This window comes from Streptomyces sp. NBC_00162, from assembly GCF_024611995.1.
GTDB lineage: Bacteria > Actinomycetota > Actinomycetes > Streptomycetales > Streptomycetaceae > Streptomyces.
In genome coordinates, this window is sequence record NZ_CP102509.1 from 5,580,598 (window position 1) to 5,594,243 (window position 13,646).

13 protein-coding genes are annotated in these 13,646 nt (G+C 73.4%); 8 read left to right on the top strand and 5 right to left on the bottom strand.

Translation table 11 applies throughout. The features are described 5' to 3' along the window. Nucleotides 1-50: 50 nt before the first annotated feature. The 4 genes from iolC to JIW86_RS25955 are packed head-to-tail and all read left to right on the top strand — an operon-like array spanning nucleotide 51 to nucleotide 5,331. Entirely contained in the window at nucleotides 51-1,010 is a 960-nt protein-coding gene (iolC, locus tag JIW86_RS25940) for a 5-dehydro-2-deoxygluconokinase (protein ID WP_263862071.1), read from the top strand. Further along, nucleotides 994-1,953, top strand: a complete 960-nt coding sequence (iolB, locus tag JIW86_RS25945) for a 5-deoxy-glucuronate isomerase (RefSeq protein WP_416237600.1) — start codon at nucleotides 994-996, stop codon at nucleotides 1,951-1,953. Before iolC ends, iolB begins: the two co-directional genes overlap by 17 nt. After that, the gene (gene iolD, locus JIW86_RS25950; RefSeq protein WP_257556266.1) at nucleotides 1,950-3,818 is read left to right on the top strand and encodes a 3D-(3,5/4)-trihydroxycyclohexane-1,2-dione acylhydrolase (decyclizing); all 1,869 of its coding nucleotides are present in this window, start codon (nucleotides 1,950-1,952) and stop codon (nucleotides 3,816-3,818) included. The genes iolB and iolD overlap by 4 nt, the downstream gene beginning before the upstream one ends. Before the next feature lie 13 nt (nucleotides 3,819-3,831). Next, complete coding sequence (locus tag JIW86_RS25955; protein ID WP_215141295.1) at nucleotides 3,832-5,331, top strand: CoA-acylating methylmalonate-semialdehyde dehydrogenase; 1,500 nt, start codon at nucleotides 3,832-3,834, stop codon at nucleotides 5,329-5,331. A gap of 77 nt (nucleotides 5,332-5,408) precedes the next feature. On the opposite strand, the gene JIW86_RS25960 is transcribed toward JIW86_RS25955, so the two are convergent. The 5 genes from JIW86_RS25960 to JIW86_RS25980 all read right to left on the bottom strand — a co-directional run bounded on the left by JIW86_RS25960 (nucleotide 5,409) and on the right by JIW86_RS25980 (nucleotide 10,527). Next, a complete protein-coding gene (locus tag JIW86_RS25960; RefSeq protein ID WP_257556267.1) occupies nucleotides 5,409-6,437 on the bottom strand; it encodes a DUF916 domain-containing protein in 1,029 nt (342 codons plus the stop codon). An 86-nt stretch (nucleotides 6,438-6,523) separates the two neighbouring features. Beyond that, nucleotides 6,524-7,819: a hypothetical protein gene (locus JIW86_RS25965; protein ID WP_215141299.1), complete on the bottom strand. Its 1,296-nt coding sequence runs from the start codon at nucleotides 7,817-7,819 to the stop codon at nucleotides 6,524-6,526. A 198-nt stretch (nucleotides 7,820-8,017) separates the two neighbouring features. Further along, nucleotides 8,018-9,199 (bottom strand): S8 family peptidase, encoded by a 1,182-nt coding sequence (locus JIW86_RS25970; protein WP_257556268.1) that lies wholly within the window; start codon nucleotides 9,197-9,199, stop codon nucleotides 8,018-8,020. Between the two features lie 78 nt (nucleotides 9,200-9,277). After that, on the bottom strand, nucleotides 9,278-9,694 hold the full coding sequence (locus JIW86_RS25975; protein ID WP_257556269.1) for a GNAT family N-acetyltransferase: 417 nt from the start codon (nucleotides 9,692-9,694) through the stop codon (nucleotides 9,278-9,280). A 134-nt stretch (nucleotides 9,695-9,828) separates the two neighbouring features. Next, nucleotides 9,829-10,527 carry a 4'-phosphopantetheinyl transferase family protein gene (locus JIW86_RS25980; RefSeq protein ID WP_257556270.1) on the bottom strand — a complete coding sequence of 233 codons (699 nt, stop codon included), beginning with the start codon at nucleotides 10,525-10,527 and terminating at the stop codon, nucleotides 9,829-9,831. 89 nt (nucleotides 10,528-10,616) lie between these two features. Here JIW86_RS25980 and JIW86_RS25985 point away from each other — a divergent pair, with 89 nt between their 5' ends. From JIW86_RS25985 to JIW86_RS26000, 4 genes are all read left to right on the top strand, one after another. After that, nucleotides 10,617-11,402 carry an alpha/beta fold hydrolase gene (locus tag JIW86_RS25985; protein ID WP_257556272.1) on the top strand — a complete coding sequence of 262 codons (786 nt, stop codon included), beginning with the start codon at nucleotides 10,617-10,619 and terminating at the stop codon, nucleotides 11,400-11,402. Nucleotides 11,403-11,472: 70 nt separating this feature from the next. Next, nucleotides 11,473-11,946, top strand: a complete 474-nt coding sequence (locus tag JIW86_RS25990) for a phospholipase (RefSeq protein WP_257556273.1) — start codon at nucleotides 11,473-11,475, stop codon at nucleotides 11,944-11,946. Between the two features lie 323 nt (nucleotides 11,947-12,269). After that, the gene (locus JIW86_RS25995) at nucleotides 12,270-12,665 is read left to right on the top strand and encodes a hypothetical protein (protein ID WP_257556274.1); all 396 of its coding nucleotides are present in this window, start codon (nucleotides 12,270-12,272) and stop codon (nucleotides 12,663-12,665) included. Next, a complete protein-coding gene (locus JIW86_RS26000; protein WP_257556275.1) occupies nucleotides 12,622-13,638 on the top strand; it encodes a sortase in 1,017 nt (338 codons plus the stop codon). Before JIW86_RS25995 ends, JIW86_RS26000 begins: the two co-directional genes overlap by 44 nt. Nucleotides 13,639-13,646: the final 8 nt, after the last annotated feature.

Here is a 13,646-nt window from a genome sequence, read left to right on the forward strand (position 1 = left end):
CGAGGCTCGAAGGGACGGTGAAGACGGTGGGACGAGTGGGAGGACTGACTGTGACCGGCGACAGGTTGGCGTTCGACCTGATCACGATGGGGCGGATCGGGGTGGATCTCTACCCGTTGACGACCGGCGTACCACTGGAGGAAGCGGACACCTTCGGCAAGTTCCTGGGCGGCTCCCCGGCGAACGTGGCCGTCGCGGCCGCCCGGCTGGGCCGACGCGTGGCGATGATCACCCGCACCGGCGCGGACCCGTTCGGCGCGTACCTGCGCTCCGAGCTGCGGGGGTTCGGGGTGGACGACCGGTGGGTGGCCGAGGTCGCCGACTACCCCACGCCGATCACCTTCTGCGAGATCTTCCCGCCCGACCGCTTCCCGCTGTACTTCTACCGGCTGCCCAAGGCCCCCGATCTGGAGATCGGGGCGGAGGACCTGGACCTGGAGGCGGTACGGGAGGCCCGCGTCTTCTGGATGACGGGCACCGGCCTGAGCGAGGAGCCGAGCCGAGCGGCCACACTGGCCGCGCTGGAGGCCCGCGCGAAGTCCGGGACCACCGTCTTCGACCTGGACTGGCGGCCGACGCTGTGGCGCGAGAAGCCCGGCCCGTACTACGAGCGGGCGCTGGCCCTGGCGACGGTGGCCGTCGGCAACACCGAGGAGTGCGCGATCGCCACCGGCGAATCGGAGCCGTACGCGGCGGCGCGGGCACTGCTCGCCACCGGGGTGGAACTGGCGGTGGTCAAACGGGGCCCGGAGGGCGTGCTGGCGGTCCACCGCGACGGAACGGTGGCGGAGGTCCCGCCGGTTCCCGTCCAGGTGGTCAACGGCCTCGGGGCCGGGGACGCGTTCGGCGGTGCGCTGTGCCACGGGCTGCTCGCGGGGTGGGAGCCGGAGCGGGTGATGCGGTACGCGAACGCGGCCGGGGCGATCGTGGCTTCGCGGCTGGCGTGCTCGACGGCCATGCCGTTCTCTCACGAGGTGGAGGAGGTGCTAGGGCGTGCCGGTGGTGTCTGAGTGGGGGATGGCCTGGACGCGGCTGCGGGTGCTGGCGCTGGAGCCGGGGGAGGTGTACGCGCACGATTGCGGGGACGCCGAGTGGATCGTGCTCCCGCTCTCGGGCGCCTGCCAGGTCCGCTGCTGGGGCTCCGCCCCAGACCCCGCGCCTCAAACGCCGGCGGGCTGGCTTGCCCGGAGGGCAATTCCAGCCCCGCCGGCGTTTGAGGCGCGGGGGTCCGGGGGCGGAGCCCCCGGCAGCGGACCGCAAGTCTTCGAACTGCGGGGGCGGACGGGGGTGTTCGACTCCGTCACCGACTTCGCTTACGTGCCGCGCGACAGCCATGTCGAGGTCACCTCCGCAGACGGCGGCCGCTTCGCGCTCGTCGGCGCGCGCTGCGACACGGTGCTGCCGGCCCGGTACGGACCGGCCGAGGCCGTCCCCGTCGAGCTGCGCGGCGCCGGGCAGTGCTCCCGGCAGGTCAACAATTTCGCCGCCGCCGGCCCGGGTGGCTTCGACTGCGACCGGCTCATTGCAGTCGAGGTGCTCACCCCCGGCGGGAACTGGTCCTCGTACCCGCCCCACAAGCACGACGAGCACCACCCCGGCGAGGAGTCCCGGCTCGAGGAGATCTACTACTTCGAGATCGCCCCGCACGGGGACACCCCCGGGCTCGGCTACCAGCGCGTCACCCCCTCCCCGGCCGGGAAGACCGATGTCCTCGCCGAGGTGCGGACCGGGGACGCCGTGCTCATCCCGGACGGCTGGCACGGGCCCTCCATCGCCGCCCCCGGGCACGACATGTACTACCTCAACGTGATGGCGGGTCCGGGCGCGACGAGGGAGTGGCTGATCCGCGACCACCCCGACCACGGCTGGATCCGGTCGACCTGGGACGGCCAGGACATCGACCCCCGGCTGCCCTACCCCCAGGCGTACCCGCAGACGGAGGCACCCCGATGAAACTCACCGTCGCGCAGGCCCTCGTCGCCTTCCTCGCCCGCCAGTACACCGAACGCGACGGCCGGCGGCACCGGCTGATCGCGGCCACCTGGGGGATCTTCGGGCACGGGAACGTGGCGGGCATCGGCCAGGCCCTCCTGGAGACCGGCCACGAGTCGATGCCCTTCCTCCAGGGACGCAACGAGCAGGCCATGGTGCACGCCGCCGTCGGGTACGCCCGCCAGAGCGGGCGGCTCTCCGCGCACGCCGTGACCACCTCCATCGGGCCCGGCGCCACCAACCTCGTCACCGGAGCCGCCCTCGCCACGATCAACCGGATCCCGGTGCTCCTGCTGCCCGGCGACACCTTCGCCACCCGGCCCGCCGACCCCGTCCTGCAGCAGCTGGAAGTCCCGTACGCGGGGGACCTCTCCGTCAACGACGCCCTGCGGCCCGTCTCCCGCCACTTCGACCGGATCACCCGCCCCGAGGCCCTGATCCCGGCCGCCCTCCAGGCCATGCGGGTCCTCACCGACCCCGTCCAGACCGGGGCCGTCACCCTGGCGCTGCCGCAGGACGTGCAGGCGGAGGCGTACGACTGGCCCGAGGAGTTCTTCGCCGAGCGCGTGTGGGGCGTGCGCCGGCCCCGGCCCGACCGCGCCGAGCTGGCCGCGGCGGCCCAGGCCGTACGGTCGGCCGCGCGCCCGCTGATCGTTGCGGGCGGCGGGATCCGGCACAGCGCGGCCCAGGCGGCTCTGGCGGAGTTCGCCGTGGCCACCGGGATCCCGGTGGCCACGACCCAGGCGGGCAAGGGCGTGCTCCCGTACGACCACCCCGCCGAGGTCGGCGGGATCGGGCACACGGGGACGGCGACCGCCGACGGCCTCGCCCGGGAGGCAGACCTCGTCATCGCCGCCGGGACCCGGCTGACCGATTTCACCACCGCCTCCGCGACCCTCTTCCGGAACCCGATCGTCCGGTTCATTGGCCTCAACCTCGACCCGTACGACGCCCACAAGCTCGCCGCCCTGCCGCTGGTCGCCGACGCGCGCGAGGGGCTCGACGAGCTCAGGGCGGAGCTCGCCGGCCACCGGGTGGATCCCGCGTACGAGACGGCGTACGGGCAGGGGAAGGCGGACTGGGAGGCACGCGTCGACCGGGCCTTCGCCGCCCCCGACGAGGACCTCCCGCCCACCCAGGCCCAGGTCCTCGGGTTGCTGGACGCCCTGGTCGACGAGACGGACATCCTGATCAACGCGGCCGGCTCGCTCCCCGGCGACCTGCACAAGCTGTGGCGGGCCCGCTCGGCGGACCAGTACCACGTGGAGTACGGCTACTCCTGCATGGGCTACGAGATCCCGGCCGCGATCGGGGTCGCGCTCGCCGCGCCCGGCCGCCCGGTGTGGGCGCTGGTCGGCGACGGCACGTACCTGATGAACCCGACCGAGATCGTCACGGCCGTCCAGGAGGGCATCCCGGTCAGGATGGTCATCCTCGACAACCACGGCTACGCCTCCATCGGCGGCCTGTCGGGGGCGGTGGGCGGCGAGGGCTTCGGCACCGCGTACCGCTTCCGGGGGCCCGACGCCTCGTACGGCGGGGACCCCCTTCCGGTGGACCTCGCGGCGAACGCGGCCTCCCTCGGGATGGCCGTGTTCCGCGCCCGTACCGTGCGTGACCTGCGCGAAGCCCTCGCAGAGGCCCGCTCGGCGGACCGTCCCACATGTGTCTACACACAGACCCGAACGCCCGACACTGTGTCGGGCCCACCCCCCGCACAGGCGTGGTGGGATGTTCCTGTGGCCGAGACCGCGACCCGCAAGGCGGCGGCCGCGGCCCGTGAAGAGTACGACCGGCAAGCCGCGCAGCGACGTCGCCATCTGTGAAGGAGCAAGGCAAATGAAGACCGTCAACCACTGGATCGGTGGCAAGACCGTCGAGGGCGCGTCGGGCAACTACGGCCCGGTCACCGACCCGGCCACCGGCGAGGTCACCACCCAGGTCGCGCTCGCCTCGGCCGAAGAGGTCGACGCGGCCGTGCAGGTCGCGAAGGAGGCCTTCCAGACTTGGGGCCAGTCCTCGCTGGCCGCCCGCACCAAGGTGCTGTTCGCCTACCGCGCCCTGCTGGACGCCAACCGCGACGCCATCGCCGAGCTGATCACCGCCGAGCACGGCAAGGTCCACTCGGACGCGCTGGGCGAGGTCGCGCGCGGCCTGGAGATCGTCGAGCTGGCCTGCGGGATCACCACGCAGCTCAAGGGCGAGCTGTCGACCTCGGTCTCCAACCGCGTCGACGTCTCCTCCATCCGCCAGCCGCTGGGCGTGGTCGCGGGCATCACCCCCTTCAACTTCCCGGCGATGGTGCCGATGTGGATGTTCCCGCTGGCCGTGGCCTGCGGAAACACCTTCATCCTCAAGCCCAGCGAGAAGGACCCCTCCGCCTCCAACAAGCTGGCCGAGCTGATGAGCGAGGCCGGTCTGCCGGCGGGCGTGCTCAACGTGGTGCACGGCGACAAGGTCGCGGTGGACGCCCTGCTGGCCCACCCCGACATCGCGGCCGTCTCCTTCGTGGGCTCGACCCCGATCGCCCGCCACATCCACACCACCGCCTCCGCCAACGGCAAGCGCGTCCAGGCGCTGGGCGGCGCCAAGAACCACATGCTGGTGCTCCCGGACGCCGACCTGGACGCGGCCGCCGACGCGGCCGTCTCCGCCGCCTACGGCTCGGCCGGTGAGCGCTGCATGGCGATCTCCGCCGTCGTGGCCGTCGGCTCCATCGCCGACACCCTCGTCGACAAGATCCGCGAGCGCGCCGAGAAGATCAAGATCGGCCCCGGCAACGACCCGACCTCCGAGATGGGCCCGCTGATCACGGCCGCCCACCGCGACAAGGTCGCCTCGTACGTGAAGGGCGCGGCCGACCAGGGCGCCGACGTGGTCCTGGACGGTACCGGCTACACGGTCGACGGGAACGAGAACGGCCACTGGATCGGCCTGTCCCTGCTCGACAACGTGAAGACCGACTCCGACGCCTACCGCGACGAGATCTTCGGCCCGGTGCTGTGCGTGCTGCGCACGGAGACCTACGAGGAGGGCGTGGCGCTCATCAACGCCTCGCCGTTCGGCAACGGCACCGCGATCTTCACCCGCGACGGCGGCGCGGCCCGCCGCTTCCAGCTGGAGATCGAGGCGGGCATGGTCGGCGTCAACGTCCCGATCCCGGTGCCGGTGGGCTACCACTCCTTCGGTGGCTGGAAGGACTCGCTCTTCGGCGACCACCACATCTACGGCAACGACGGCATCCACTTCTACACGCGCGGCAAGGTCGTCACGACCCGCTGGCCGGACCCCTCGGACGCCCCGGCGGGCGTGGACCTGGGCTTCCCCCGCAACCACTGACGCCTGCCCGTCGCCCCGGTACGCAGAACCCCCGGCCAACCCTCACCGGCCGGGGGTTCCTGCTGTCGCGCGGCCGGTCAGTGCGTGCGGGCCAGGTCCGGGGAGGTTTCCGGCTGTTCCCCGGCCGCGCGGCGGCGGCGCCGGAGCCCCCAGAAGGCGATGGCCGCGCCCGCCAGTACCAGGGCCGCGCCCGCGGCGGGCCACGGTACGGCGACGAAGTCGGTCGCGGACTCCGAGGCGAGATCGGGGTAGGCCGCGGCGCCGGCCGCGACGGTGACCGTCACCCAGTCCGACTGGGGGGCGTCCGGCCAGGGTTCGGTCAGTTCGATGCGCTGGCCCGGCAGCAGCACCAGCTTCAGCTCGCGGGCCGGACGGTTCAGCACCTCGCGCCCGAACAGTCCCTCGGCGGTGACCGTCACCCTCGGTTCCACGACCACGTTGCCCCGGTTGACCAGCGCGTACGAGATCGTGGCGCGGGCGTCCCCGACCCACGGCAGCAGTGGCGCCGAGCGGCTGACCTTCACGTCCTCCACGCTCAGCCCGGCGGTCACCGGGCCCGGCACCCGGAAGTACAGCCGGGCGCCCACCGAGCGCTTCACCCCGACCTGGACCTTGCCCTCCTGCTGCACGCCCTCCACGGCGGTGTTCAGGGCCACGATCCCGCCGACGTGGTCGCCGGGCGTCGCGTCCGCCGGGACCTTCACGGTGAACGGGATGTCCTTGCGGCCCTTGGCCGGCACGGTCACCGTGGTCGCCGTCTCCGGCGGCAGCCCGATCCACGCGCCGACGTCCTTGGGCTCCGTCTCCACCGGCAGCAGGGCGAAGGCACCGCCCGCCGGGGTGTTCATCGCGTCGGTGGCGAAGACCTGGAACGTCAGCTCCTTGTCGGAGGAGTTCAGGATCGTCGCGCTGTCCTGGACGGTGGACCCGGCCGCGCCCTGGTGGAAGAAGTAGGCGCGGTCGGTCATCGCCGCACCCGCCGAGGGCGTGGGGAACACCCCCCAGGTGCCGTTGTCCGCCGCCGTCGCGGTGGCGGCCGGGAGCAGGCCCGCGCCCAGCAGCAGCAGGCCGGCGAGCAGACCGTACAGAGAGGTGCGGGTGCGCATGGGCGGGTTCTCCAGCCGTCGCGGAAAGAGGGAAGGGGTGGTGCGGCGCCGGAGCGCCGCACCACCCTGGGACCGGTCGGACCGGGTCAGGCGATGGAGAAGGTGACCACCGACTGGTAGGTGTCGGCGAACATGAACGGCGGGAGCTGGATCATCCCCGCGCCGCCGACGGCGAACTCACCACCGGTCAGCTCATCCCCGCCGGCCGCCTGGGAGGCCACCTTCATCGGGGTTTCGGAGATCGCGCCGGGGGTGCCCGCGGTGCAGGTGCTCGGGCTGTCCGGGTTGGTCACGGTGCAGGACGGCTGGATGCCGATCTGCGCCTTCGCCATCGAGTGGCCGGTGGCCTGGTTCAGGAACGGCGTACGGGTCGCCGTCACGTCCCAGCCGAGCGAGCCGCCGCGGAAGTCCTGGACGGTCGCGGCGTTGAAGACGCCGACCACCGACTGGGACTTGCCGTTGATGGTCACCGCACCGAAGCTGACGGCCGGCTGGCCGTCCTTCGGGCCGAGGGCCAGCGGTCCGGGCAGGACCTCGACGTCGACCGGGTTCTTCACGCCCGCCTGCTCCTCCAGGAACACGAAGGCCTTGTACGGGGTGATCGAGCCGTCGATCTTGATCGTGTCGGCCTTCTTGGTGACCGTGATGTTGCAGGTGGCGGCGCCCGACGCGTCCGCCGTTCCCGCACCGGTGTCACCGGTCGCCGCGCCCGCGAGCAGGGCGGAGCAGGTGACGGGGCCGGCCGGGAAGTTGGCGCCGGTGGCGACGACGGCGGTGCCCGCCGGGCCGCTGTTGGGCGCCAGCTTGGTGGTGACCGGGTCCTTGGGCAGGGCTTCCACGGCGACCGAGCCGAGGGAGGCGCTGGGGCGCGGCGCCGGAGTGCAGGTGGTCGTGAAGATCGAACCGGAGAGGTCCGCGTCGGTCACCGCCAGGTCGAGGGCGACATTGACCGTGGTGCCCTCGGTGCCGTCGGGGATCTTGATGGTTCCGGAGAAGGCCTTGGGGTCGAGCGGCTGCCCGGCCACGACGCTGACGGTCTCGGGCGGACTGGTGACCACCTGGGTGGTCGCCCCGACCTTGAGGGTGATCTTGGAGGTGTTCACCGTCGTGACGGAGAAGCCCGGGACCAGCGGGCTCGCACCCGGGTCGATGGTGATCGGGACGACGTCGCCGGCCTTCGCGCCGTCGGGCAGGGTGATCGTGTAGTTCTGGTTGCCCGAACCGTCCGCCTGCGGGGCCGGGGCGTCACAGTTCTCGAAGACGGGGGTGGTTTTCGTCGCGGCCTGCGCGGAGCCGGCCAGGCCCACCACACCGCCCGTCAGGGCCAGGGAAAGGGCTCCTGCCCCGGCCAGCACTCTTCGTCTGAGCGTATTCGTACTCACTGGGTCGCGACTCCTTCGTCATGACGAACCCCTCCCCCCACCCGCTGTGTGGGGGAGGTCGAGCCGGTGCGGTGGCCGACATTGACGCGTCGCCGTGATGAGAAGTCAATGACTTGTTTTCGCCTGAAGCACACAGAAATTGATGTGCCATCAGGGCAGGTCTGATGACACGTCGGATACCGACTGGTCGGTGGGGCCTCAGCGTTCGGTGGGGGTGTGGAGCAGGAGGTTCGGGGTGCCTGCCGGGAGTCCCGTGATCCGGTCGGGCACGGCGCTGCGCAGCAGCGCCCCGGCGACCTGCTGCGGGGTCTTCCCGGTGCCGTCGGCGCGGATCAGAGCCGCGACTCCGGCCACGTGCGGGGTGGCCATCGAGGTGCCGGAGGACCGGGCGGTGGCGGTGGTGGAGCCCTTCCAGGCCGAGACGACGGACACGCCGGGCGCCGAGAGGTCCACGCAGCGGCCGTGGCTGGAGAACCGCGCGTGCCGGTCCTCGGCGTCGGTAGCGCCGACCGTGACGGCCTGCGGGACGCGGGCCGGGGATCCGGCGCAGGCGTTCTTGCCGTCGTTTCCGGCGGCCACGACGAAGGTGATCCCGGAGGCGATGGCCCGGGTGACCGCCGCGTCGAGGGCGCGGCTGGGGGTGCCGCCCATGCTCATGTTGGCGACCGCCGGGGTGGCCGGGGACTTGGCGGCGTTCTTCACCATCCACTCGATGCCGCCGATCATGGCCGAAAGACGCCCGGAACCCTGGCAGTCGGCCACCTTCACCGAGACGAGCGAGACCCCCTTCGCCACCCCGTACGTCTCCCCGCCCACGGTCGCCGCGACGTGCGTGCCGTGGCCGTTGCAGTCGCCGGAGGTCTGGAGGAACAGCCCGTTGTAGCCGGCCCGGGCGCGGCCGCCGAACTCCCGGTGGCGGACGTTGATCCCGGTGTCCACGACGTAGACGGTGACGCCGACGGCCCTTCTCGGGTACGTGTACGAGCCGTCGAGCGGGAGCTCGCGCTGGTCGATCCGGTCCAGCGGCCAAGGGGCCTGGGGCTGCGTGTCGGTGGTGTGGAACTCCGCGTCCGGTTCCACCGAGACCACCCGGGGGTCGGCGGCCAGGGCGGCGGCCCGGGTGGCGGTGGTGCGGACGGCGAAGCCGTTCAGGACGGTGTCGTAGACGGCCGAGACCTCGTCCCCGGCCTCCGCCGCCTCGGAGGCCAGGGCGCGGGCCGGAGCGCGGGAGGCGGTGTCCTTCAGGACGACGACGTACGGGGCGGTCCCGGCAGTGGCAGTGGCAGCGGCGGCGTCGAAGTGCGGCGGGGGCAGGACGGTGGCCGTGCCGGCCGTCGCGAGGAGGGCGGCGGCCGGGAGGAGGGCGGCGAATGCGGTCATGTGGCCGATGCTCGGCGAACGGTGGCGGGGGCGCGCGGAGGGTGCGCCGAGTGGGCGCACGACACGCCGCCGCGCGGGCTACGAGGTGGTGAGGGGCCAGCCGCGCATGGCGAAGACGCCCTCGTCGCGGGCTCCGGCCGCGGCATAGGTGGCGAGGGCCGCCTCGTTGTCCGAGTCGACCCCCACCCACATGCCGTAACAGCCACGGGCCTTGGCCTCGTCCGCGAGCGCGAGGGTCAGGGCGCGGCCGATCCCGCGGCGGCGGTACCCCTCGTCCACGGAGAGCTCGTACAGGCACATCTCGGTGCCCTTGTCGGGGTGGGTCATCTCGACGCCGGAGACCATCCCGGCGGGCACGCCGTCCACATAGGCGATGAGCAGGAGATGCCCCGGGGCGGCGAGGAAGCGCTCGGCCCACTCCTCGCGGGCGGGCCCGTCGAAGAGGGGCTCGGCAGCGGTGAGCTCGGCGGGGGTGAGGGCCCGGCGGATGTCCATGGCGGCCACGATAATGCGGGGATGACACATGGTGAGGAGAACTTCGCCGCGGCGTGGCGGCAGACGCCCGAGGCCGTGGGGGCGGTGCTCACCGAGCCCGAGACGACGGTCGCCGTCGAACGCGGCCGGCGGGTCTAGGCCCGCACGGCCAGGGCCGCCGCGTAGTCCGTGGGGGCCGGGAGGTCGCGGACGGTCCAGCCCGGGACGGGGGCCGGGGCCGGGGCCGAGCCCACGTACGGGTCTACCAAGCCGAGGGCGAGGCCCGTGCCGTCGGCCTTGAGGCAGGCCTCCTTGCGGCACCAGACGCGGGCCAGCGCGGTCCGCCGGTCCGCCTCGGGCAGGGCGTTCAGCTCGGCGATCTCCGCCGGGTGCAGCAGGGGCAGTACGTCGGTCAGTGCCTCCGTACTCGGTGTCTCCTCCACGTCGATGCCGACCGGCACCCCGGCGAAGGCCAGGTAGGCCACGTCGCCGCTGTGCGAGAGGGAGAAGTGGATCGCGCCGCCGGCCACGGCGGGCCGCCCGTGCGGGCCGCCGCAGCACGGGCACGTCTCCCGGACCAGGGTGACCTCGTGCGGAGCCAGACCCAGGTAGCCGCCGAGCAGCGCGCGCAGGCCCAGGTGCGAGGCGAGGTACCGGTGCCGGTCGGCGGGGTGCACGAGCCTTCCCGCCCGCTCCTGTTCGGCCGCGTCCAGTACCGCCGAGGCCTCGGCGACCGGGTGTCCGGCGACCGAGTCCAGCCGGGTGTCCAGGGACCACACGGCCACGGCCGCGCCCTTGGGGGGCGGGCCGATCAGCGGTGCGCCGTCGCCGAGCCGGTTCACGTAGTCGATCACCCGACCGAGGGTAGACGAGGCGGATGCGGCCGTGCGGCGCTGGCTATCCTCGTCCGCACCAGGACGTGGGACTACGGGGGGAGTACATCGTGCACAGCGCTGCCGTCACGGCGAACGGTGACCGGATCCGCTGGGTGGAGCTGCCGGGGGAGGAGCCGGCCCGGGTGTACGTGCACGGGCTCGGGGCGAGTTCGCCCGCCTACTTCGCGGCGAGCGCCGTCCATCCCCTGCTGGCCGGGCGCCGTTCACTGCTGGTCGACCTGCTGGGCCACGGGCACAGCGACCGGCCCGAGGAGTTCTCCTACACCCTCGAGGCGCATGCCGACGCGCTGGCGGCAGCCCTCACCGGGGCCGGGGCGGAGGGCGCCGAGCTGATCGCGCACAGCATGGGCGGAGCCGTCGCCATCGTGCTCGCCGACCGGCACCCCCACCTGGTCTCCCGGCTGGTGCTCGTCGACGCCAACCTGGATCCGCTGCCCCGCACCCCCGGTTCGGCCGGGAGCAGCGGGATCGCCGCCTATGGCGAGGAGGAGTTCCTGGCGGGCGGCTGGGCCGAGGTACGCGACCGGGTCGGCGCGCACTGGTGGGCCACCATGCGGCTGGCCGGCCGCACCGCCCTGTACCGCAGCGCCGTGCACCTGGCCGCGGGTACGACGCCCACCATGCGCGAGCTGCTGCTGGAACTGAAGGTTCCGCGCTGCTTCCTGCTGCCCGAGGCGGACGGCCCGCTCCCGGGCACCGACGCCCTGGAGGCGGCGGGGGTCTCCGTGGTGTCCCTCCCCGACTGCGGGCACAACATCATGCTCGACAACCCCGACGGCTTCGCCCGGGCCGTCGCGGCGGCCCTGACGCAGACCGGCGGCCGCGCGCAGTAACCATCCGGCGCCCGGGGGAGTTGGCCGGGGGCGACCTGCCCCGCCACACCCCCCGGCCCCGAGGAATGCCATGCGCCGTCGTGCCACCCGCCGTATCGTCCCTGCTCTCGCGTCGGCGGCCGCGGCCGCCGTGCTCACCCTCGCGCCGGCCGCCGCGGCGGCACCCGGGGTCCCGGCCGACAAGCCGCAGGTGCTGAGCCGTTGGACGCAAGCCGACGCCGCGAGCTACGGGGCGTGGGCCGAGGCGCGGGAGAAGCGGACCGAGTGGGCCGCGTACGGCTTCGACTGGTCGACCGACTACTGCACCGGCTCCCCGGACAACCCCTTGGGCTTCCCCTTCCGGATGGCCTGCGCACGCCACGACTTCGGCTACCGCAACCACCGTGCGGCAGGTCTGTTTCCAGCCGCCAAAGCCCGGCTGGACGAGGTCTTCCACGCGGACTTGAGGAGGGTCTGCGCACAGTACTCGGGCGTCCGCCGAGGCTCCTGCGACAGCACCGCGTGGACGTACTACCAGGCCGTCCGGATCCTGGGGATCTCCTAGCCCGGACGCTCCGACACGGCCCGCGCACCAAAGGGCGTACGGGCTCGGCCCCGAGGAGCGCTCCCCGCGCGCCCCTCCTCGCGTTCACATGTTCTCCGTTTCTCCTTCACCGTTCCGTGTGCTCCCCAGTCCTACGCCCCGTGGATTGTCATGCCCGCAGCCATGGGTGGGTGGCTGATTTCAGGCCACGCACGGTTGTGGGGAAGGGAGGCGGCCCGGATGTCTCGGCCATGTTTTCTGTTCGTGTTGTGGGTGGATGTCGCACGAGGCCGGGCGCCGGGGGCGCTTCGGAGCAGCACGGCCCGGGCGCTGGTTCCGAGGCCGTGACCTGGCGTCTCGTCGGCGCCAACAACCACGAGCTCGGCCGCAGTCCGCACGTTCACCACAGCCTCGGCGCCTGTTGCGCCGCCGTCGAACGGCTGCGGGCGCGGGCCGAGCAGGTCACCGCCCTCGTGGTGATGTTCCCCGGCGCCGGGGGTGGTGCCGGCACCGGAGCCTGGACCTGGCAGCTCACGCTCGACGAGCACTGCGTGGCCGTGGCGGTACGCACCTTCCGCCGTCAGCGCGAGTGCCGCCACAGCCTCCAGCTCTTCCTCTCCGCCGCAGCCGAGGCGCAGGTCGTCGCGGGGGTCACCTACACCCGGCGGCTGCGCGGCCTGCGCCTGCCCGGCGCCGGTGACGCGCCGGGACTGGCCGTACGCGGGGGAGGTCCGCTGTGAGCACCGCGACCACCTCCACGCCGACCCCGACGCCGACCCCCACGCCCACCCCCTCGGACTCCACGTCCCCCACCCCCACGTCCACGACGAGCGGTGGCTCCGGGGTGGGCGTCTCCACCACGGTCACGGGGGGCGGTACGGGCACGAGCGCGGGTACGGCGGCGGGCACGAGCGCGGGTACGAGTGCGGGTACGGGCACGGGCACGGGCGCCAAGGGTGGCCTCGCCGACACCGGCACCGACGCCACCACCCTCGCACTGATCGCCGCGGGCCTGGTCCCGAGCTGCGCGACAAGCTCGCCAACGTCACCGCCCCGGTGGGCCCGACCGAGGCCGGCGCGCCCGTCGCGCTGCTCGCCATCCCGCAGATCGGCGTACGGGAGGTCGTGCGCGAGGCGACCACCGCCGACGTGCTGGCGTCGGGCCCCGGACACCGCCGCGACACCGTGCTCCCGGGCCAGCCCGGGACCAGCATCCTGATGGGCCGACAGGCGGGCTACGGCGGCCCGTTCGGGCACATCGGCGACCTGGAGCGGGGCGAGACCTTCACCGTCACGACGGGGCAGGGGGAGCACGAGTACCGGGTGCTCGGCGTCCGGCGCGCCGGGGACCCGCAGCCCGCCAAGCCGACGGGGGACGCGGGCCTGCTGATCCTGATGACCGGGGACGGGACCCCGTACATGCCCCGCGGCGTGCTCCAGGTCGACGCCGAACTGCTCTCGCCCGCCCAGCAGTCGGGCGGCCGCACCCCCGGCCGGCTGGCCGCCGAGGAGGCGCCCATGGCGGGCCAGGCCTCGGCCTGGGTCCCGCTGATCCTCTGGGGCCAGGCCCTGCTGCTCGCGGCGGCCGCCCTGGCCTGGGCCCGGGTCCGCTGGGGCCGCGCGCACACCTGGCTGGTCGGGTTCCCCGTACTGGCCGCCCTCGCACTCGCGGTGTCCGACCAGGCCGCCCTGCTCCTGCCCAGCCTCCTGTGATCGAGGCC

Excerpts from the sequence above, each read along its gene's own strand:
- iolD (WP_257556266.1), top strand. The coding sequence starts at position 1,950 with ATGAAACTCACCGTCGCGCAGGCCCTCGTCGCCTTCCTCGCCCGCCAG.
- JIW86_RS25955 (WP_215141295.1), top strand. The coding sequence starts at position 3,832 with ATGAAGACCGTCAACCACTGGATCGGTGGCAAGACCGTCGAGGGCGCG.
- JIW86_RS25960 (WP_257556267.1), bottom strand. The coding sequence starts at position 6,437 with ATGCGCACCCGCACCTCTCTGTACGGTCTGCTCGCCGGCCTGCTGCTG.
- JIW86_RS25970 (WP_257556268.1), bottom strand. The coding sequence starts at position 9,199 with ATGACCGCATTCGCCGCCCTCCTCCCGGCCGCCGCCCTCCTCGCGACG.
- JIW86_RS25975 (WP_257556269.1), bottom strand. The coding sequence starts at position 9,694 with ATGGACATCCGCCGGGCCCTCACCCCCGCCGAGCTCACCGCTGCCGAG.
- JIW86_RS25990 (WP_257556273.1), top strand. The coding sequence starts at position 11,473 with ATGCGCCGTCGTGCCACCCGCCGTATCGTCCCTGCTCTCGCGTCGGCG.